This is a genomic window from Bacillus fungorum, from assembly GCF_002746455.1.
Taxonomy (GTDB): Bacteria; Bacillota; Bacilli; order Bacillales; family Bacillaceae_G; genus Bacillus_A; species Bacillus_A fungorum.
In genome coordinates, this window is the sequence record NZ_NWUW01000003.1 from 192,826 (window position 1) to 211,761 (window position 18,936).

Genomic DNA, 18,936 nt, shown 5'->3' on the forward strand with positions numbered 1-18,936 from the left:
AAAACAATCAATCTTATAATCTAGTAGAGAATATTTTAATAGAGCAATCAGTATAAAAATGCTGATTGCTCTCGTTATATATGCGAGGTGATTATATGTTTCAGAAATACAATGCATTGGTCATAATCGTTATATGTACGATGTTCCTTTTTGGAGCCTGTTCTCAAAATGATAAAGAACTTAAAAATATTCAAAAAGCAGATTATCTCGTTTCCTATTCAAATGCAATGAAAAAAGGTGGTTACATATATGCATATGATAAGAAAGGAAATGAGATTAGTAAAATAGAAGTGGATGGCCAAAGTATAATGAGTAATGCAAAAGATGGGGAGGGGTACTACTTCTCATCGAATAGAAACAACAATCATTATGCCATTAATAAGACAGGTAAGGTACAAGGGATCAATAGACCTAAAGAATTACAAGATGTAAACGCAGGGGCATATTTCATTCATGCAGAGCAAGGATATGTATATTATGATGTGAACATTGGATTGGTAGACGAAAAGAAGGGATATACAAGTGAACTTGTATATTGGAAAGATAGTGACAAAAGACAAGAAAGTGTAGAACTAAAGGGAACGATTCAAGATGCGCATATTATTGAGAATCATATATACGCATTTTCACAAACGCTAGACAAAGTATATATTTCAGAAATAGATTTGGCTACAAATGAAAAAACAAACGAATTTGAAATTCCTAATGAAAATGTGTATTTTGCACCAACTGCTCAAAAAATAATTTTTCAAAAGTATAAAGATAAATTATTATTCGTACTAAGTGATAATGTAAATCAAAAGTTACCACCTAAATTAATTATGGTAAATACGAAGACTAGAGTAGTAGAAAAAGAAACAATATTAGATGAAAAGCAATTCATACCTGTTCTAGTACAGGTGATTGATAATAAGGTGTATATTTTAAATAATGATGAGAAAATCAAAGAGTTAGATGAGAATTTAAACATCATACGTACATATTCATTACAAAGTGACAAAAATACAAAAATCACTAGAGAGGACAAAGGGATTTCTGATATACAAGTACATGGTAACAAGTTATACGTCTTATACAAAGATATGAATCCAAAGAGTAAAACGAAACAATTGGTAGCTGAGATTGAAGGATATGATCTGTTAACAGGGGCTAGTATTGAAAAGACTACTTACAATTAGATAAGAAGTGGGATGATATAACTTTTCTTATTGTGAAAGAGTAGAGAACATACGTAAACGGAGCAAAAAGGAGGTGGTTTTGCCACCTCCTTTTTGCTAGCTGTGAATCGCCTTAATCATAAAGCGATGTTGCTTCACATCAAAATACCCTTTTTGCAAGATGATTTCATGTATACGATATAATTCCTCAAAGTAACCTTCGACAGTAAAATCAGGAATTTGCCACGGAATCGCTTTTAAATAATAGACGATAGCGCCAATATCATAAAAACGTTGAAAAGGGAACTCTTCTTTTGCTTCTAAGATAGTAAATCCATTTTCCATTAACGTACTACATGCAGTTTCAAGAGACCAACTTGTAAATTCGCTATTTAGTGGTGTGCCTAATTGCTCATTAAGTTCAGCGCAATCAAGACCGCCAACTTGTTGTGTAAGAAAAATGCCATTTGGAGAAAGTATTCTATTTACCTCAGAAGCAGAATAGGATTCATGTTGATTCATAATGAAATCAAACTGCTCATTTTGAAATGGTAATGCAGTATCATCGGTCACTTCTACAACGGTAACCCCTAAAGGCTCTAATTTCTTTCGAGCAATTGGCACATTTGGAGCATAACCCTCAGTCGCATAAATATTTGACGGGAAAGGTTGTAACATAGATAGAAACTCTCCGCCGCCAGTTCCCATATCTAGCATTGATTCTGCATGCTGCATAAGCTGGAAAGCAGTGCTGCCGTATGACCAAGATAAAGGCTCGCTCTTCATTCGACCCGTCTCTGAAATGAAAGAAAAATCCCAACCGCTAAAATGTGTATTTGCACTTTCTAATAAAGTTAAAAATAATGGATCACGTTTCATAATTTTGTCCTCCTATTTTTTAATGAATGAAATGATGAGAAAAGAAAAAGGGAGGACCTCTTATTAAAGTGGAACGGTTTTATGTTTCGTGTTCGAATAGATTCATATAAATTCGCCCCTTACGAGAATGATTATTTATATATTCGGGATAAGTAAGTGAAAGTCCTTTGAATTTATGAGGGAAGGTAGTTGTTTGAAAACTGCCATTTATCCTATTCAGTAATTGGGCCATTACATGGGATAGTGCAATACATATTGATTATATGCACTTCAACATTTTTGAATTTTTTTAGATTTCGCCTTGAACCTCTAGTTACTTTAGGTTTTATAATGAATTTATACTTTTAATAGGGGGATTTAGATGAATAAGGATAAAAAGTTTTCTATTGGAGAATTCTCAAAAAAAACGGGAATATCAATTCCTACTTTGCATTACTATGATGAAATCGGGTTATTACAACCAGAAAAGAATCCTTCTTCAGGGCACCGCATTTATAAGTATCAAGATATTATAACCTTACAAAAAATTTTAAGTCTAAAATTTCTAGGCTATAGTCTAGATAAAGTCGCTAATTTGTTACACGAAACAAGTTTTAGCGTTGATTTGAATGAAAGTTTGTCTCTCCATTTACAAGTGTTAGAAAGAGAACAAGAGCAAATTGAGCAATCAATACAAGCAATTAAAAGAGTAATGAAGTTAGTTGAAGAGGAAGAAGAGGTAGATAGTACTGTATTATTTAGTCTTATTTACGGTATGAATACAGAACATACATACAAAGAATGGATGAAACGTCATGAGTTAACGGATATCGTGGAAGAATTATCAAAGAAACCAGAAGAAGATAAAGCTGCCTTGGATAAAACGTTTATTCAATTGTCTAACAAGGTTAAACAATTATATGGTAAACCAGTAGAGGATTCGAAAGTACAAGAGATGATTAAGGAATATATAGAAGAGTCCTTTTCATTTCTTAATGAAGATTTGATACAAAAGTTAGCTAATACCAGTGTGGAAGAACTGGATATGCAAGAGCTTGAAAATATGATACCTTCGCCTTTCGCAGAAGATGAACAAAAATGGCTTAATCAAGCGATGGAATATTATATGAAACAAGTAGAAATGGAAGAGGGGGAGATTTAATGAGCAATTGTAGGTGGTTTAACTTCATCGAAATAATGCTGTAGACCTTTCATTGAAGAAGGGGAATATTGGGGGAAATATGTTTGTTATTGCTTTATTCAGAAGAAAAAAACGCTTATACTTCATGTTGGAAGCATAAGCGTTTTTTGTTTAAAATACTCAAAAATAAAAATCCTTTGGTAAAGTATCATTCTTTATTACCGTTCTTAACCCATATTTTATAATCCAAGGGTTAACAGAAAGTTTGTTATCTCGTAATTGCTGCATTAAAATCTTTTTGTAAAGCATTGTGTAATTCATCTGCAATTACCTCAATACGTTGTTTTAACTCTAAATTTTTAACTTTATATGTTACAGAATCCACAAAGATTCTTTTAGAAAAATTAGGATCGTGTTTACAAATAGAATCAGCTATTTTCTCTGCTAATTCTTCGCTAAATAAAAATTTTAACGGAACATATTTACCCATTTTTTCACCTTAGTGGTCAAATAAAAGCAATTTTTATTTTTTAATCGACAATCCATAAACTAAAGTCTCACTCGGAGTCGTAATACTAAAACCTGTCGTCTTATAATCAAGTTTTACCGTATCACCAGTGTAATCTTTCGTAAATGAATCCATTTGTACGATAAGGTCTGCATCTTCGTATACAACATCATCTGCAATATATGTATCCCAAATTAAATCGACATCAACGAAAATACTACAAGAGTTTGTCATTGTTCCTCTAATGCGAACGCTTTTTTTATCTTCACGTTCTAGTCTATGTATAGCTGCTTTTGCTTCATCAGTAATGCGAATGTTCATGGAATCCCAACCTTTATATATATTTCCTTTATTATTGCAAAAACAGAAGAAATAGGGAAGTAAAGAGGTTTGTAATAAAAAACGAGCAAACAAATTTGTTTGCTCGTTTCACTTTATTTTAGTTCACATTTATCAAGTGGAATGACTTTTGTTTTCTTTGTAAATTTATATCCTAACCATAATACTAGGAAAAGTGGTAAACCGATGTAAGAAACGAGTACACCGTTCCAATCGATTGATTCACCCATAAATGCGCCGTAGTTTTGACCTGAAATTACGATGACGCAAAGTGTAAATGCGAAGAGTGGTCCGAACGGGAACCATTTTGCTCTATATGGTAAGTCTTTTAAATCTTTTCCTTGTGCAATATATGCTTTACGGAAACGGTAATGACTAATTGCGATTCCGACCCAAGCGATAAAACCAGACATTCCTGATGCATTTAATAACCAAATGTATACAACACCGTCACCGAATAAAGAAGCAATGAAAGCGATACTACCGACAATTGATGTTACGATTAACGCGTTAACAGGTACACCGCGGCTATCTAATTTACCAAGAAACTTTGGTGCTTTTCCTTGGCGAGCTAAATCCCAAAGCATACGAGTTGATGCATACATACCAGAGTTACCAGCAGATAGTACTGCCGTTAAAATAACAGCGTTCATAACAGAAGCAGCAAAGGCAACGCCCGCTTTTTCAAAAATAAGTGTAAATGGACTTACTGTTACATCACTTGCGGCAAGGCTTTCAGTTGTATAAGGAATTAATAAACCGATAACGAGAATCGCAAGGATATAGAATAAAAGAATACGCCAAAAGATTGAACGAATTGCTTTCGGAATATTACGTTCTGGATCAGAAGTTTCACCAGCAGCTACCCCAAGCAATTCAGTTCCTTGGAATGAGAAACCAGCTGCCATAAATACACCTATAATTGCCATGATACCGCCGTTAAATGGTGCATCTGCAACTGTGAAGTTTTTGAAGCCAACAGTTTCGCCACCCATAATTCCGAAAATCATCATAAAGCCGACAATTAAAAAGATAATAATAGTAACTACTTTAATAAGTGCGAACCAATATTCAGATTCACCAAACCCTTTAACAGATAAGTAGTTTAAAAGGAAAATAATAGCTAAACATAATCCGCTCCAAATGAGGGAAGGGGTATCTGGGAACCAAAATTTCATAATTAATGTTACAGCCGCTAGTTCAGCAGCAATAGTAATTGCCCAGTTATACCAATAGTTCCATCCAAGTGCAAAGCCAAGTGATGGATCAACAAACTTTGTTGCGTACGTACTAAAAGATCCAGTAACAGGCATGTAAGCTGCGAGTTCAGCTAAGCTTGTCATTAAAAAGTAAACCATAATTCCAATTGCGGCGTATGCAACTAACGCACCACCAGGTCCAGCTGTATGGATGACACCACCGCTGGCAAGAAATAGTCCGGTACCAATTGTACCACCGAGAGAAATCATCGTAAGGTGCCTTGATTTTAGACCACGTCTTAATTCACCTTTTCCTTTTGTAGTTTCTGTTTTAGAGGTAGTTTGATTCGTTGCGCTATTCATGTTCAACACTCCTTTTCTTGTAAGATAGGAAGGAGCGGGGGAGAAAAATACAAAAAACCGCCAAAGGAATTTGGCGGAACGTTTCACAAATAACCACCCCATCATACCCTTCCGTTAAGATAGCACCCCACGTTTACACGGTAATTTTGTAAACGTGACAGTTCTGTTCCTTTCGGAGACAGCCCCAGCTCATATTTCCAGAGAAGAAATATAAACTTCGGCAACTTTTCCTTTCAAACGGAGTCAGCTGACATTCTCTGTGTCTCGTCCGTTTTACTCTTAAAAGTCGCAACCTCTACCTCATCGGATTGATGAGGATTTATATATTGCTAAGATTTTTAATATATGGCAATTGTAATGACTTTCTGAATATATTGCAAGATATTTTGTTAGGAAAAGTCAAAAAATATCGGTTATTGTTTAGGAAACGCTTGCAAAACTCCACCCGAACCTACTATTATGTAACAATAAGCAAAGAAAAAATTGTTATACAAATGTTTCGCAAAAAATATTGAAAAACCCTTCAAAAATTAAAAGAAAATTCAGAAAATATAATTCGACATTCATAATAAGGTCATATTTTTTGTTATAATTAGAGTAACGTTTAAGTAAAAAAGGGGAAATCAAAATGAAATTAGAAACAGAAAGGCTCTATATAATGCCGTGCACGGAAGAGAGTATTCACGTTGCTAACGAGCAAGGATATAATAGTGGACCACATATTGTAGGGCATGTAGAAAATGTAAAACAGGATGCGACTTTATTACCTTGGGGCGCCTGGTATGTCATTCGAAAAGAAGATGATGTCGTTCTAGGTGATATAGGGTTTAAAGGAAAACCAAATGAGGAACATACAGTAGAAGTGGGTTACGGATTTATTGAGAAATATTGGAATAAAGGGTATGCGACAGAAGCTGTAAGAGAATTAATAAACTGGGCTTTTCAAACTGGAGAGGTAGAAATGATTATTGCGGAGACACTTCTTGAAAACGAAAGCTCGATTCGTGTATTAGAGAAATTACATATGAAGAGAATGGGTACTACAGAAACAATGATTAATTGGAAAATAGAAAAATAAAAAATACCGCTCGAAGTATATCGGGCGGTATTTTTATCGTTAAGGTAGCATTTGTTTTTGATCATTCGGATATCCAGCTGTCGATGCGTTAGAGCGATTGGAATGATTACGAACAGCAATGAAAATAGAAATAATAACGACAAGACCAACTGCCACGTAAGAAAGCGAAATAATAGTTGGATCCACTTTAAATGTAGTAAGCAGTGTACGAATATTTGTAAAGATAATAAGGCCACCAACTAATACGCCAAGTAAATGAGAAGGAACAATGCGTACTAGCCATGCAGCGATTGGTGCCGCCACAATACCACCTAGCATGAGAGAAAATACCCAAACCCAGCTTACTTGTTCCCAGCCAAGTGAAATGAAAAATCCGATTGTTGCAGCGAGTGAAACAGGAAACTCACTCGTATCTACAGATCCGATAACTTTTCTAGCTTCGTTTCCTCTTGCTAAAAGTACAGGTGTCGTAATTGGACCCCAGCCACCACCACCAGTTGAATCAACGAATCCAGCGAATAAGCCAAGCGGAACAAGCTGTTTGGCAGACATACGTTTATTTGAAGTGACAATTTGTTTTTGAATGATGAATCGTAATAAAATATAAACTCCTAAAGTAAATAAAAAGACGGAAATGTACGGTTTAATTATATCACCAGGTAAATTACTTAAAAAACATGCCCCAACAAATGCACCAATTGCTCCCGGTAATGTAAGCCTGGAAACGGTATATTTATCAACGTTTCCAAATTTGATGTGAGATGCACCAGAAGCCGCGGTTGTAACGACTTCAGCTAAGTGAACAGAAGCGGAAGCGACGGCTGGTGCGATACCAAACATTAGTAAAAGCGAGGTAGATGTTACCCCGTACGCCATTCCAAGCGCTCCATCGATTAATTGAGCGAAAAATCCAATAATAGCAAAGACAATTAATTTCTGCATAAATAATCCCCCTGTAATAATAAATGAAAAAGGCACCTTTCCTGTATGAGAAAAGTGCCTTTGGTTTTTCCAATCAGCAATAATTAAATTTGTTTCATTATAATACATATTAATCGTATAAATCAACTAGGTTTTAAAGTTTTTTGAATTGAATGAAAGAAAAATAAAATATACAATAAAAGGATGGAGAGAAAGGGGAGAAAGACATGTTACGATTTGATCATCTTGTTCACGTAGTGCATTGTACACCGGAAGAAGCGGCAAAACAAATGCAGGATCGTGGGTTTCATACTGCACTAGGGGGAGAGCATACGAACTGGGGTACTTGGAATAGTTTATGTTATTTTGATTTATCATATATAGAATTTTTAGCGGTTCACCATGAAGAAAAAGCGAAAAAAGCAGACAATCCGTTAGTACAAGAAACGGTAGTGAAATTACAAGATGGAGAAGGTATGCTACAAATCGCAATTCGAACAGATGCAATTGAAGAGCTAGCAGTAAAGTTTAGTAAGCATGGTTTGCATACGATAGGACCATTTGAAGGGAAACGTATGAGAAAAGATGGCCGCCTTTTACAATGGAAAATGTTATTTGTAAAGCAAGAAGAGAACGGACCGAAATTACCTTTCTTTATACAGTGGAATGAAACGGACGAAGAAAGAAGAAACGATTTACGCAACATTGGGACGATTACTGAACATAAAAACAAAGTAAAACAAATTAAAACAATCCATTACGCAGTAAAAAATGTTCGAGAAACGGTGCGGAAATGGAAAGAAACAATGGAGCTAACTGCAAGCTCAGTCGTAAAAAATGAAAAATGGAATGCCAAGTGTCAAAGCGTATCGTTTGGTGACATTCATGTACAGTTTTGCGAACCAATTGGAGAGGGGTTAGTACTAGAACGTTTGAAGAATTGTGGTGAATATCCATTTGCAGTAGAATTTAAAGGAGAAAATAAACGAGAGCATGAAGTGTTAGGTAGTTTGTACATATATTAATAGAGGTGAATGGCTTGGAAGAAATGCTTAGAGAGATAGAGAGAAAACTAGAATGGCCTCGTATTGTAAAGTGTACAGCTATTTCAAAAGGTTTTTCACATGAAGAGAAATATAAAATAGAATTAGAAAATAGAGTAACATATTTTGTGAAAGTATGTGATGCTGTTCATTTTGAACGTAAACAAGAAGAATATACGTATATGAAACAATTAGAGTCATTACATATTCCAACGCCCAAATTAATTCATTTTATAAAACTTGAGGAATTAAATAAATGTGTTCAAGTATTTGAATGGGCCCAAGGTGTAAATGGTCAAGAAGGTTTAGGGAAGCTATCGGTGGAGGAACAGTATAATGCAGGAAGAAAAGCTGGAGAAGTATTAAAGAGGATTCACTCGATAGAAAAAGAAAGCGCAAGTAGTAAATGGGAAACATCTAGATGGAATAAATACGAAAGATACATAGAGGTATTAGCAGATTACGAAGTGGATTTTCTAAATTTGAAGCCAGTATTAACCTTTGTAGAAAATCATAAAGACTTATTAAAAAATCGTCCAATCACATTTTTACACGATGACTTCCATCCAGCAAATAGTATGATTCATAATAAGGAATTTATCGTTATCGATTTTGGTGGATATGATTTTGGCGATCCAATACACGATTTTTATAATGTCGCGATTTTTACTACAAGAATAAGCAAACCATTTGCGGTTGGACAAGTTCACGGTTATTGCGAAGGCGAACCATCGCTTCATTTTTGGGAACTGTACTCATTATATGCAGCAATGACATTCCCAGCGGATATCGTATGGACAAACCGAAGCACGCCGCATTTAGTAGATGATATGAAGGAAAGGTTAAAGGGAATTTTAGAAGATCATAATCAATTTTCATCCTATATTCCAAAATGGTACCAATCACATCATATAGATATAATAAACAATAAATAACGGAGGGATTCATTTGGATAAAATAGCAGTAATTTCAGATATTCACGGAAATATTCCAGCATTAGATTCTGTACTGAAAGATATTAAATTAAGAGGAATTGAGCGCATTATTTGTCTTGGAGATTTAGTTGGAAAAGGTCCTCATTCCAGTGAAGCAATTGAAATCATTCGTAAAGAATGTGAAGTAGTCGTAATGGGAAATTGGGATGATTTTATTACAAAACCGACTGAATTTGAAGCGTTAAAATGGCATCAAAAACAATTATCAGAAGAACAAAATGATTATTTAAGAAGTTTACCATTTTCAATCGAATTCTTTATGAGCGGTAAACTCATTCGTATGTTCCACGCTTCACCGAGAAGTTTATATGAAAGAATTCAACCGCATGCTTCAAGAGAAGAGCGAGTTAGTATGTTCGAAAATAGCGATCTGACGGAAAATATAGAAGGGGAAAGAAAACCAGATGTCGTTTGCTACGGTGACGTTCACCAAGCGTTCGTTCAAAACTTTAGAGGGAAAACACTATGTAATGCTGGTAGCGTAGGAAATCCTCTTGAAATTACACAAGCTTCTTATTTAATATTTGAAGGAACTTACAACGAAAAAGAAGCAGCGAGCTTTTCCATTCAACTCGTACGCGTACCGTATGATATTGAATTGGCAATTCAGTTAGCTGAAGAACTAGAAATGCCTGAAATCGAGGAATACAAACAAGAGTTAAGGACTGCATTGTATAGAGGGTTTAAGGGAAAGTAAGCTAATAATAATATATCAACGATTTTTCAAATATATCTATCATAACTTCAAATATATCGACGATTCGACAAAGGATATCGACTTACCGACAAATAGTAACACGGGTTGTTACTTGTAATTATATTATGTAAACTAAATGTAGGGGGGAATATCATGAATCGAAAACAACGAATTAAAGAAATTGTAGATCATATTTTAAAACTAAACTTAACCCATCCAATAAGAGTTGGAGTAAGTGGTATTACAGCATCAGGAAAAACAACATTCGCAAACGAACTAGCGGAAGAAATAAAAAACGAGGACTACTAGTAACACGCGCCAGCATTGACGATTTTCATAATCCAAAATTGATTCGCTATGCACAAGGTAAAGAATCTGCAAGAGGGTATTATGAAGATGCACACGATTATACAGCTTGCAAAGAAAGATTATTAAAGCCTTTAGGACCTAACGGGAATTTACAGTATGAAACGATTTCTCATAACTTAATAACGGATATGCCTGTACATAATGAGCCACTAGTAGCCACGCAAAATATGATATTAATAGCGGATGGAACGTTTCTATTAAAAAAAGACGTTGAGCATTTATTCGATTACAAAATCTTTGTAGATACAGATTTTGAGATTGCGAGAAAACGTGGTGCTAAGCGCGAGACTGAGGCTTTTGGAAGTTATGAAGAAGCAGAGAAGATGTTTTTGAACAGGTATCATGCAGCTTGTAAAATGTATATAGACGAGCATAATCCGAAAGAGTGTGCGGATGTTGTATTTCGGAATAGTGATTTAGCAAATCCAGAAGTTATATTTCATGAGCGGAAGTAATACACAATCAAAATTATATGTATAGCCTTTTATTAATAGTTATAATTCTCGTATAATTAAATTAATTTTAGGAAGTGAAAAACGGGAGATAAGGCAAAAAAACGTAAAAAGGGGACAGGGAATAGAATGAATGAAGTACTAGAATTAAAAGAGGAACTACTACAAATTAAAAATAATAATTACGCTGTACCAGAAGACGTAGATGCATATCCATATGCGCAGTGGATGCTAGATTATATCGGATCACCTGATGCTGAATTACGTGATGATTTAATTTATAGTACGCTTCACACATGGATTACAAATGATGTATTTAGACAAAAAGAATTACGAGGGTTAATGTTACAAGCAATTAGTCCTGATTATTTATTTTATAAAATTGGTGAAAAGGGCACAGACTCTGTTTTTAAACGTGCATTCTCCGTATTAATTCCACCACTTATTTTATCTGTTCATGAAAGAGAACCGTTGTTATCCGAAGAACAACTGTACAGTGTAGCAGAACAAGTGCTGGAATATGTATATTTAGAAGAAGATGTAAGAGGCTACGTAGAAGGAAAAGGCTGGGCACACTCTACTGCACATGCAGCGGATGCACTTGATGCTTTAGCGCGTACAATACAAAATCGTGAGTTTGCATATGCAATATTAGCTGCTGTTCGTCAGAAGGTTCGCTTACATGACTACGTATACATTCACTTTGAAGATGAGAGATTAGTAGCGCCAATTATGTCGTTACGTAACCAAAATCTTTTAACTGAGGAAGAGTGGAGCAACTGGTTACATAGTATAGCAATTGTTGAAGACATCCCGCATCCTCAGTATGATATTTTAGTACAAAATATTAGAGCTTTCTTAAGAAGTTTATACTTTAGAGTTTTAGAGACAGAGGGTAGTACAGCCTTTACAGATGATATACTAGAGACTTTGAAGGATTTGCGTAGGTATTAAAATTACATTTTGCTAAGAGAAAAGCACATAAAATCAACACCTTCCAACCATACTAATAAAATGTGTTGGAGGTGAGTTTAATGGACAAAAAAGATTTTGAAAAAGTGTATAATGATTACTTACATCAAGGAGAAGAGCAAGCTCAATTTGAAGTAGACCATGAAGTCAATTCAGGAGCAGAACAAATTGTTGCCGTTCGTAAAAATGATGATGGTGATTTAATAGCGTTTAAAACAAGTAGCGGGAGAGAGTTAGATTATATGACTGCTCTTAGTGAAGCAAAATCAGGGAAGTTAGCTCATGTGGACGTATTTCATAAGTATGGTAGAGATATTATACGTAGTGAACCTGATGGAATAAGAGAAAATAACTTAGATAATTTACCTTCATTTTAAACGGGTAAACCTCAAGAAGAGAATGTTCATGCCGATATTCTCTTCTTTTTTATAAAGCTTTCCCTACAAATAGAAGTTTCATTTTTATAATGCAATCATACTTTTAAAGAGCGCTCTAAATTTCTCTTTATCTTCTGCTGTAAATGGTTTCGGTCCCTTTGTACGTTTACCACTTTTTCGAACCATTGCACTTAAATATCGTGTTTGTAACAATTGTTCAATGTTATCATTCGTATACTTATAGCCTTTATGGTGTAGTACGATACAGCCTTTTGCTAAAGCGAGCGAAGCAAGACCGTAATCTTGTGTTACGATTAAATCTTCTTTTTTTGCTAACTGCATAATTCGGTAATCTGCAGCATCTGCTCCGGAATCAACATAAATTGTTTCCACACCTTTTGGTTGTTCCGCATTAGAATAATGAGAAAAGCTAGTAACTAGGGTTACAGGGATTTCTGCATTCGTAGCTTCAAAAATAATTACATCTTTTACAGGACAAGCATCTGCATCAACGTAAATTTTCATTTTTATCACTCCTATAACTAGGTTCGTGTTGATGATAATGGTAGATTTAGGTTTTGTCAAACGAGGATTTTGTATTTTAACTTACAAAAATTGTATATATTTAAAAATATATGCTAATATATAATTGGTTGAATAATAATAATTTTCAGAAATAGGGAGTTGGATGATTTATAAAGCAGATAACAATGTAAGGGAAAAGTTAGTTGAGATGTTTGGGAATTTCGATAGTACTATTGTACTTTCCTATCTCCAAGGGCATATGGGAAGTGCGTGGGTAGACAATCCTGAAAATCCAACTGTTGCTCAAATAACTGTAGGGATTTTTGTGTTTTACGCCGGGAATCCAAGCGCAGAAGAGGCGGAAGAATTACTATATAATCTACCTGATTTTACTCTTGCCATTGTTGATTCGGATGAATGGAAAAAACGGATAGAGACTGTTCACAAAGGATCAATTGAGAAGTTTCAAAGGTTTAGATTTAATAAGAACCCCGGCGATTTAGATAAAGAATACATACGGGATATATTGTCTACATTACCCCAAGATTACGAAATGAAAAAAATCGATAAAGATATAGCAAAGTCTTCTTCATTTCATGCACTCTCAGAAGATTTTACTAGTCAGTTTGATTCAATTGATGATTTTATTGATAGGGGCGTAGGGTATGCCGTTTTAAATAAAGAACAAGTTGTTTCGGCTGCAACATCATTTAGTATATTTGATGATGGAATCGAGATTGAAATTGCGAGTCATCCTGAACATAGAAGAAAAGGTTTAGCTAAGATTGTAGCATCTGCACTTATATTAGATTGTTTAGATAGAGGGAAATATCCTAGTTGGGATGGAGCAAATTCTGAATCTGTTGAACTAGCAAAAAAGCTAGGCTACACTTTTAAAGAATCTTATGATACATATTTTATTGAAATAAAAAAATGAACCAATACAAGTACATAAACTAAAGTGGTTTTTAGTTTATGTACTTAGTTAGAAATTAATTGAATTCTATTGGCGATATGTAAGGATGCTACTTATTTCCCACAAACTAAAATAGCCTCACGCAAACGAGAAATACCTTCCTCAATTTGATTAATATTCACTTTTCCATAAGATAAACGAATATAACCATCTTTCGCACCGAAAATACTACCTGGCATAAAGGCGATTTCTTGTTTTAAGCTTTGCATAATGAGTTGTTTTTCGTTTATCGGTTCTTTTAATTTTCCCCATATGTATATACCACCAGTCGGGTTTGAAAAAGAGATTTTATCGTGAAGTTGCTCATTTAAGGCGCGAACGATAACGTCTCTTTTTTCTGCTAGTTGTTTTCGTAACGGTACGATATGAGACTGAAATGGTACGGTTTCGAAAAATTGCTGCATAAGCCACTGCGGGAAAATACTCATTCCTAATTCCATTTGGTGCCGTGCGTCTGATAATCGCTCTACGACAGACTGCGGGGCGACAAGCCAACCGACTCGTAATCCTGGTGCAATCATTTTTGATAAAGAATGTACATAAATAACTGTTCCGTTTTCATCTATTGATTTCAAAGTAGGGCAAGGTTGTTTCTTTTCTAGCGTAAGTAAACTGGACGGATCATCTTCCACAATCGCAATTCGTAAGTCTGCGCAAAGTGATAACAGCTTTTTTCTACGGTTTGGACGAAGCATTGTTCCCGTAGGATTTTGGAAGTTTGGATTTAAAAAGATCATTTTAATACGATGCTTTCTATATAATTCTTGCACATCATCCGGATTAATACCATGTTCATCGACAGGTAACGGAAAAATACGAATACCTGCGGATTGGAATAACGGTAAGGAATAACAGTGTGAAGGACTTTCGAAAGCGACTGCATCACCTGGATTTAATAGACATTGCACGATAAGATGAAGTGCTTGCTGTGCGCCAGATGTAATCATAATGGATTGTTCAGTCGCTTCAACTTTTAAATATTCCTTCATATATTTTACAACCGCTTGTCTTAGCGGGAGATAGCCTTGTGGATGATCGTAACTTAATGAATGCGTTAACGGTTGTTCTCGTAAAATCGTTTGTAGTTGATCGTGAGGATAGAGGTTACAACCGAGCTCTCCGTTTGCGAAATCAATAATATTTTCATTTTGTTGTACTTCTGCCCGAATATGGCGAAGTAACGGTAAGTTTGGTAAAAATGTACCACCTTCTACAAAACTTCTCCAGTTCGGCGTTAATGTTGGAGAAACGCCCCACATATGTGTACTCACGCGTGTGCCTTTACCAGTCGTACTCTCTATAATGCCCATAGCACGTAATTCGTTATAAGCAGTCGTTACCGTACTTCGGTTTACATTTAACTGTGTAGCTAATTTCCGTTCTGAAGGGAGGAAGCTACCTGGCGGAAGTTCTCCGTATGTAATACGTTTTTCAATAAAGTCAACAACTTGCTGATAAATAGGGATTTTACTGTCACTATCTAGCTTCCATTCCATAAAAAACGCCTCCGTATCTCTTATATAAATCTAGTATAGCAAATTGGCTGGGTAAAAAAACAGCCAATTGGACGGTGTTATATCCAGCCAATTTTACTATGCTAAATATGGAAGGGGAGATTCGGATGAAACGATGGCAAATGGAATGGCTCCTAGTATCAGTTGCATTAGTATGGGGAGCAAATTATACAATAGGAAAATATGGCGTGGCATTTATGTCATCTATTCAATTTAATAGTTTACGATTTTTAGTAGCATCACCGATATTATTACTTATTACTTTTATGATGGAACGCTCATTACGTATTGAAAGAAAAGATTGGTTACGATTAGTAGCAGTCGGCATCGTTGGAACGACAATGTATCAAACGATGTTTATGCTATCTGTGAAATATACTTCAGCAACGAACGCCTCATTATTAATTGCGATGTCACCTATTTTTACAGGGATATTAGCAGTATTGCACAAACAAGAACGTTTTTCGATGAAAGTACAAATTGGTTCAATAGTAGCATTTATTGGTGCAGCATTTGTTCTATTAACAGGTCATACAGGAGGAGTTACTTACGAGTATGCATGGCTTGGAAATATAATTGGATTAGTCGCAGCAATTGCATGGGGATGGTATCCAATTTTAGCACAGCCTCTCATTACAAAATACTCCGCAATGAGAGTCACATCATGGTCCACTTTAATTGGAATTGTACCTCTCGTTATTTACTGTTTATTTAACGTAAATACATTAACGTGGCCAGTAGATATGTCAAGCTGGGGATCACTTGCATATTCAATCGTCTTTGCGACTATCTTTGGGCTAGCAATGTGGTATGTCGGCATAAGTCAAATAGGCTCAACGAAAGTAATGGTTTATATGTATCTTGTACCGTTGTTCGCAGTTATCTTTGCGGCAGTAACAATTGGAGAGCAAATCAATATGATGCAACTCGTTGGAGGGCTTATTATCTTCATCGGTTTATATGTTGTAAAAAAAGGCGGAATCAAAAAGCCAGCTCTCAATTTGAAAAAAGTAAGTTAACTGTAAAAAGGATCTCTTTCATATAGAAGGAGATCCTTTTTTGTTTCGTAATAAAAGCGCTTGTTCAACAGCCCATTTTTGATGATCGTGAATGAGAAGCTCTACAGCATGTAATGGAGACATCCATTTTAAAATATGATTTTCCTCACAGTTTTCAGTTTGTTTCTGCACCATGTTCGCAATGTAAAAGAACCCATCATTTAAATAATATGTATCTTCCTTTTCAGCATAAAAATACCGCATTGCATTACCGATATACTGATCAATTTCAATTGCCCATCCTAATTCCTCTAGTAATTCACGATGTAAACATTCTTCTTTTGTTTCATTACCTTCCATACCGCCACCAGGTAAAAAATAACGGTCTCCTTTTTGGATAACAGCAATCTTTGAAGAAGATGAATGAAAAATAATCGCATAACAACTAGGTCTTAATACATATTGCTCAGTAGGCTTTTTATAACCAAAAGTAAGTTTAGATATCATAAAATACGTCACCTCTCTATAAAATACATAAAAGGAATAATAAGGTGAAAATAGAATTATATAAGTATAATCTTACGAGGTTGGAGTGATAACAAAATGATAAACCGAAAGTGTTCGCGCTGTAAAGAAATTACAGGTACGGTGCACGGTGGTAAAAAAATTAAGGAAGATTTTCTATGTGAGGACTGTTTGCAAAAAGGAATTGAGAGCGAAGAAATCGAATTATCACAAGTGGAGAAAGAACAAACTTCGTATCTTTCTATAAAAATATTAAAAATAATGAGTGTTATTTATTTAATAGGATCTATTTTAATGGCTTTTTCAGCTGGGCCATTTATACATAATCTGGAGTTTGATGAATTATCAATTTCAGGATCAGAATTAGGTTTAATAGGCTTTGCTATACTAGGTTCGATATTCCAGTCGGTTCTCATATTTTGTGGGATTTGGGTATTCATCCTATTAGTAGAAACAGTCATTAAAATTTATGAAAAAATGAAGTGAGTGAGAGGGAGAAACGTATGCGAGTAAGAAACATTCAAGGGGAAGATTATGTAAAGATTCATTCTGTTTTAAATGATTGGTGGGGCGGGAGAGACATGGCTGCCATGTTGCCAAAATTGTTTTTCGTTCACTTTCAAGAAACGAGTTTTATTCTTGAAGAAGAAGGAGAAACATTAGGTTTCTTATGCGGATTCTTTTCGCAAACGCATAAAGAGGAAGCGTACGTTCATTTTATCGGAGTAAATCCGAAGTATAGAAGAAGGGGAATCGCATCGACGTTGTATTCATATTTCTTTGATGTCGCTCGTGCAAATAACCGTAAAGTTGTAAAAGCAATCACATCACCAGTTAATAAAAAATCGATACAGTTTCATAGGGAGATTGGCTTTCAAATTGAGTCTGGGGATGATGAGATAGAGGGTGTATCGGTACATACAAATTATGATGGGAATGGCGGGAGTAGAGTATTATTTTTTAAATATGTGTAAAAGTAGGCTAGCGAGAAGTTAGCCTTTTCGTTGTGAGGAGATAATAATATGGAGAGTAAACAAAGTAGAAATGAATACATACGAAGCATTTATAAAGTGCAAGATTATATAGAATCAAACATAAATGATTCACTTTCAATTGAAGAGCTAGCGGATGTAGCAGGATTTTCAAAGTTTCATTTTCATCGTATTTTTAAAGGCATAGTAGACGAGCCATTATCACGGTATGTAAACCGATTAAAGTTAGAAAGGGCAACAAATCTACTTACATACCGTTCGGATATGACGATTACGGATATCGCTTACCATTTTGGTTTCACAGATTCAGCAGTTTTCTCCCGAACATTTAAAAATTATTACAATGTAAGTCCATCTCAATATCGAAACCACAATAGCAAGAATTGCAAAGACGTGGGTGAAACTTCTCAATACAATGGATGTAAGAAGGTTCGAGGAGATATTGAAATTGTAACAGCTAACGATATGAACGTCGCATACATAAGACATATCGGTACATATGAAGAGTTAACTATGGATTTTCCAAAAATGATAGAGAAATTATTTCGTTACGCAACAATGCAAAACTATCATGTATTTGAGGATACGAAAGTATTAACCATTTACCATGACCATCATGAATTTACTGAGGACTATCATTTAAGAACAAGTTTATGTATAACAATTCCAGATGAATCCGCAGTAGAAACGAACGACATAGGAATAATGGTTATACCTTCAGGGAAATATGCGGTAGGTCATTTTGAAATACGTCAAGATGAATATAAAGGAGCATGGGATTTCTTATACGGTGAGTGGCTTCCAAATAGCGGATATAAGCCGAGAGATTCTTATCCTTTTGAAATGTATAAAAATGATCCAAAGCAGCACCCAGAAAATAAACATATAGTTGATATATATGTACCTATCGAACCTTTTTAATTATAGGTTAAAGGGG

At 35.1% G+C, this 18,936-nt stretch carries 19 protein-coding genes, 3 pseudogenes and 1 riboswitch; of the genes and pseudogenes, 14 read left to right on the plus strand and 8 right to left on the minus strand.

Features of this window, described 5'->3' with window-relative positions; genetic code table 11:
* Positions 1–95: 95 nt before the first annotated feature.
* Positions 96–1,222 (plus strand): annotated as a pseudogene (locus tag CO726_RS05615) (hypothetical protein).
* A gap of 52 nt (positions 1,223–1,274) precedes the next feature.
* Here CO726_RS05615 and CO726_RS05620 read toward each other — a convergent pair.
* Positions 1,275–2,036, minus strand: coding sequence for a class I SAM-dependent methyltransferase (locus CO726_RS05620; protein WP_099683595.1), 762 nt, complete (start codon positions 2,034–2,036; stop codon positions 1,275–1,277).
* Between the two features lie 361 nt (positions 2,037–2,397).
* On the opposite strand from CO726_RS05620, the gene CO726_RS05625 reads away from it, so the two are divergent.
* Complete coding sequence (locus CO726_RS05625; protein ID WP_099683596.1) at positions 2,398–3,177, plus strand: MerR family transcriptional regulator; 780 nt, start codon at positions 2,398–2,400, stop codon at positions 3,175–3,177.
* Positions 3,178–3,433: 256 nt separating this feature from the next.
* Here CO726_RS05625 and CO726_RS05630 read toward each other — a convergent pair.
* The 3 genes and pseudogenes from CO726_RS05630 to CO726_RS05640 all read right to left on the minus strand — a co-directional run.
* Positions 3,434–3,646: pseudogene (locus CO726_RS05630) on the minus strand (hypothetical protein); the annotation flags it as partial.
* A 33-nt stretch (positions 3,647–3,679) separates the two neighbouring features.
* On the minus strand, positions 3,680–3,985 hold the full coding sequence (locus CO726_RS05635) for an iron-sulfur cluster biosynthesis family protein (protein WP_136699405.1): 306 nt from the start codon (positions 3,983–3,985) through the stop codon (positions 3,680–3,682).
* Positions 3,986–4,098: 113 nt separating this feature from the next.
* A complete protein-coding gene (locus tag CO726_RS05640; protein WP_099683598.1) occupies positions 4,099–5,565 on the minus strand; it encodes an amino acid permease in 1,467 nt (488 codons plus the stop codon).
* 112 nt (positions 5,566–5,677) lie between these two features.
* Positions 5,678–5,871, minus strand: a riboswitch (Lysine riboswitch).
* 322 nt (positions 5,872–6,193) lie between these two features.
* Here CO726_RS05640 and CO726_RS05645 point away from each other — a divergent pair.
* A complete protein-coding gene (locus CO726_RS05645; protein ID WP_099683599.1) occupies positions 6,194–6,643 on the plus strand; it encodes a GNAT family N-acetyltransferase in 450 nt (149 codons plus the stop codon).
* Positions 6,644–6,682: 39 nt separating this feature from the next.
* On the opposite strand, the gene CO726_RS05650 is transcribed toward CO726_RS05645, so the two are convergent.
* A complete protein-coding gene (locus tag CO726_RS05650) occupies positions 6,683–7,693 on the minus strand; it encodes a sulfite exporter TauE/SafE family protein (protein WP_136699407.1) in 1,011 nt (336 codons plus the stop codon).
* A 98-nt stretch (positions 7,694–7,791) separates the two neighbouring features.
* Here CO726_RS05650 and CO726_RS05655 point away from each other — a divergent pair, with 98 nt between their 5' ends.
* The 6 genes and pseudogenes from CO726_RS05655 to CO726_RS05680 all read left to right on the plus strand — a co-directional run bounded on the left by CO726_RS05655 (position 7,792) and on the right by CO726_RS05680 (position 12,469).
* Positions 7,792–8,589, plus strand: coding sequence for a VOC family protein (locus tag CO726_RS05655; protein WP_099683601.1), 798 nt, complete (start codon positions 7,792–7,794; stop codon positions 8,587–8,589).
* 14 nt (positions 8,590–8,603) lie between these two features.
* Positions 8,604–9,542 carry an aminoglycoside phosphotransferase family protein gene (locus CO726_RS05660; protein ID WP_099683602.1) on the plus strand — a complete coding sequence of 313 codons (939 nt, stop codon included), beginning with the start codon at positions 8,604–8,606 and terminating at the stop codon, positions 9,540–9,542.
* A 13-nt stretch (positions 9,543–9,555) separates the two neighbouring features.
* Positions 9,556–10,299, plus strand: a complete 744-nt coding sequence (locus CO726_RS05665; RefSeq protein ID WP_099683603.1) for a metallophosphoesterase family protein — start codon at positions 9,556–9,558, stop codon at positions 10,297–10,299.
* Between the two features lie 153 nt (positions 10,300–10,452).
* Positions 10,453–11,123, plus strand: a pseudogene (locus CO726_RS05670) (hypothetical protein).
* A 126-nt stretch (positions 11,124–11,249) separates the two neighbouring features.
* Positions 11,250–12,074 (plus strand): DUF2785 domain-containing protein, encoded by an 825-nt coding sequence (locus CO726_RS05675; RefSeq protein ID WP_099683604.1) that lies wholly within the window; start codon positions 11,250–11,252, stop codon positions 12,072–12,074.
* An 80-nt stretch (positions 12,075–12,154) separates the two neighbouring features.
* Positions 12,155–12,469, plus strand: a complete 315-nt coding sequence (locus CO726_RS05680) for a DUF3892 domain-containing protein (RefSeq protein ID WP_099683605.1) — start codon at positions 12,155–12,157, stop codon at positions 12,467–12,469.
* A gap of 84 nt (positions 12,470–12,553) precedes the next feature.
* Here the strand turns inward: CO726_RS05680 and CO726_RS05685 are convergent, their stop codons facing one another.
* Complete coding sequence (locus CO726_RS05685; RefSeq protein ID WP_000708761.1) at positions 12,554–12,994, minus strand: YaiI/YqxD family protein; 441 nt, start codon at positions 12,992–12,994, stop codon at positions 12,554–12,556.
* A gap of 163 nt (positions 12,995–13,157) precedes the next feature.
* Between CO726_RS05685 and CO726_RS05690 the strand changes: the two genes are divergently transcribed.
* Positions 13,158–13,931, plus strand: a complete 774-nt coding sequence (locus CO726_RS05690; RefSeq protein WP_098759415.1) for a GNAT family N-acetyltransferase — start codon at positions 13,158–13,160, stop codon at positions 13,929–13,931.
* 92 nt (positions 13,932–14,023) lie between these two features.
* On the opposite strand, the gene pdxR is transcribed toward CO726_RS05690, so the two are convergent.
* Positions 14,024–15,466 carry a MocR-like pyridoxine biosynthesis transcription factor PdxR gene (pdxR, locus tag CO726_RS05695; RefSeq protein ID WP_099683606.1) on the minus strand — a complete coding sequence of 481 codons (1,443 nt, stop codon included), beginning with the start codon at positions 15,464–15,466 and terminating at the stop codon, positions 14,024–14,026.
* Positions 15,467–15,591: 125 nt separating this feature from the next.
* On the opposite strand from pdxR, the gene CO726_RS05700 reads away from it, so the two are divergent.
* Positions 15,592–16,503, plus strand: a complete 912-nt coding sequence (locus CO726_RS05700) for a DMT family transporter (RefSeq protein WP_099683607.1) — start codon at positions 15,592–15,594, stop codon at positions 16,501–16,503.
* A gap of 18 nt (positions 16,504–16,521) precedes the next feature.
* Here the strand turns inward: CO726_RS05700 and CO726_RS05705 are convergent, their stop codons facing one another.
* Complete coding sequence (locus tag CO726_RS05705) at positions 16,522–16,989, minus strand: NUDIX hydrolase (RefSeq protein WP_099683608.1); 468 nt, start codon at positions 16,987–16,989, stop codon at positions 16,522–16,524.
* A 96-nt stretch (positions 16,990–17,085) separates the two neighbouring features.
* Here CO726_RS05705 and CO726_RS05710 point away from each other — a divergent pair, with 96 nt between their 5' ends.
* Genes CO726_RS05710 through CO726_RS05720 form a run of 3 tightly spaced genes read left to right on the plus strand, consistent with a single transcriptional unit; the run spans position 17,086 to position 18,920 of the window.
* Positions 17,086–17,493 (plus strand): DUF3980 domain-containing protein, encoded by a 408-nt coding sequence (locus CO726_RS05710; RefSeq protein WP_099683609.1) that lies wholly within the window; start codon positions 17,086–17,088, stop codon positions 17,491–17,493.
* 17 nt (positions 17,494–17,510) lie between these two features.
* Positions 17,511–17,981, plus strand: coding sequence for a GNAT family N-acetyltransferase (locus CO726_RS05715; protein WP_099683610.1), 471 nt, complete (start codon positions 17,511–17,513; stop codon positions 17,979–17,981).
* Between the two features lie 48 nt (positions 17,982–18,029).
* Positions 18,030–18,920 (plus strand): AraC family transcriptional regulator, encoded by an 891-nt coding sequence (locus CO726_RS05720; protein WP_099683611.1) that lies wholly within the window; start codon positions 18,030–18,032, stop codon positions 18,918–18,920.
* Positions 18,921–18,936 lie beyond the last annotated feature (16 nt).

Coding starts and splice junctions, on each gene's coding strand:
- CO726_RS05620 (WP_099683595.1), bottom strand. CDS start 2,036: ATGAAACGTGATCCATTATTTTTAACTTTATTAGAAAGTGCAAATACA.
- CO726_RS05625 (WP_099683596.1), top strand. CDS start 2,398: ATGAATAAGGATAAAAAGTTTTCTATTGGAGAATTCTCAAAAAAAACG.
- CO726_RS05635 (WP_136699405.1), bottom strand. CDS start 3,985: ATGAACATTCGCATTACTGATGAAGCAAAAGCAGCTATACATAGACTA.
- CO726_RS05640 (WP_099683598.1), bottom strand. CDS start 5,565: ATGAATAGCGCAACGAATCAAACTACCTCTAAAACAGAAACTACAAAA.
- CO726_RS05645 (WP_099683599.1), top strand. CDS start 6,194: ATGAAATTAGAAACAGAAAGGCTCTATATAATGCCGTGCACGGAAGAG.
- CO726_RS05650 (WP_136699407.1), bottom strand. CDS start 7,693: ATGTATTATAATGAAACAAATTTAATTATTGCTGATTGGAAAAACCAA.
- CO726_RS05655 (WP_099683601.1), top strand. CDS start 7,792: ATGTTACGATTTGATCATCTTGTTCACGTAGTGCATTGTACACCGGAA.
- CO726_RS05675 (WP_099683604.1), top strand. CDS start 11,250: ATGAATGAAGTACTAGAATTAAAAGAGGAACTACTACAAATTAAAAAT.
- CO726_RS05680 (WP_099683605.1), top strand. CDS start 12,155: ATGGACAAAAAAGATTTTGAAAAAGTGTATAATGATTACTTACATCAA.
- CO726_RS05685 (WP_000708761.1), bottom strand. CDS start 12,994: ATGAAAATTTACGTTGATGCAGATGCTTGTCCTGTAAAAGATGTAATT.
- CO726_RS05690 (WP_098759415.1), top strand. CDS start 13,158: ATGATTTATAAAGCAGATAACAATGTAAGGGAAAAGTTAGTTGAGATG.
- pdxR (WP_099683606.1), bottom strand. CDS start 15,466: ATGGAATGGAAGCTAGATAGTGACAGTAAAATCCCTATTTATCAGCAA.
- CO726_RS05700 (WP_099683607.1), top strand. CDS start 15,592: ATGAAACGATGGCAAATGGAATGGCTCCTAGTATCAGTTGCATTAGTA.
- CO726_RS05705 (WP_099683608.1), bottom strand. CDS start 16,989: ATGATATCTAAACTTACTTTTGGTTATAAAAAGCCTACTGAGCAATAT.
- CO726_RS05710 (WP_099683609.1), top strand. CDS start 17,086: ATGATAAACCGAAAGTGTTCGCGCTGTAAAGAAATTACAGGTACGGTG.
- CO726_RS05715 (WP_099683610.1), top strand. CDS start 17,511: ATGCGAGTAAGAAACATTCAAGGGGAAGATTATGTAAAGATTCATTCT.
- CO726_RS05720 (WP_099683611.1), top strand. CDS start 18,030: ATGGAGAGTAAACAAAGTAGAAATGAATACATACGAAGCATTTATAAA.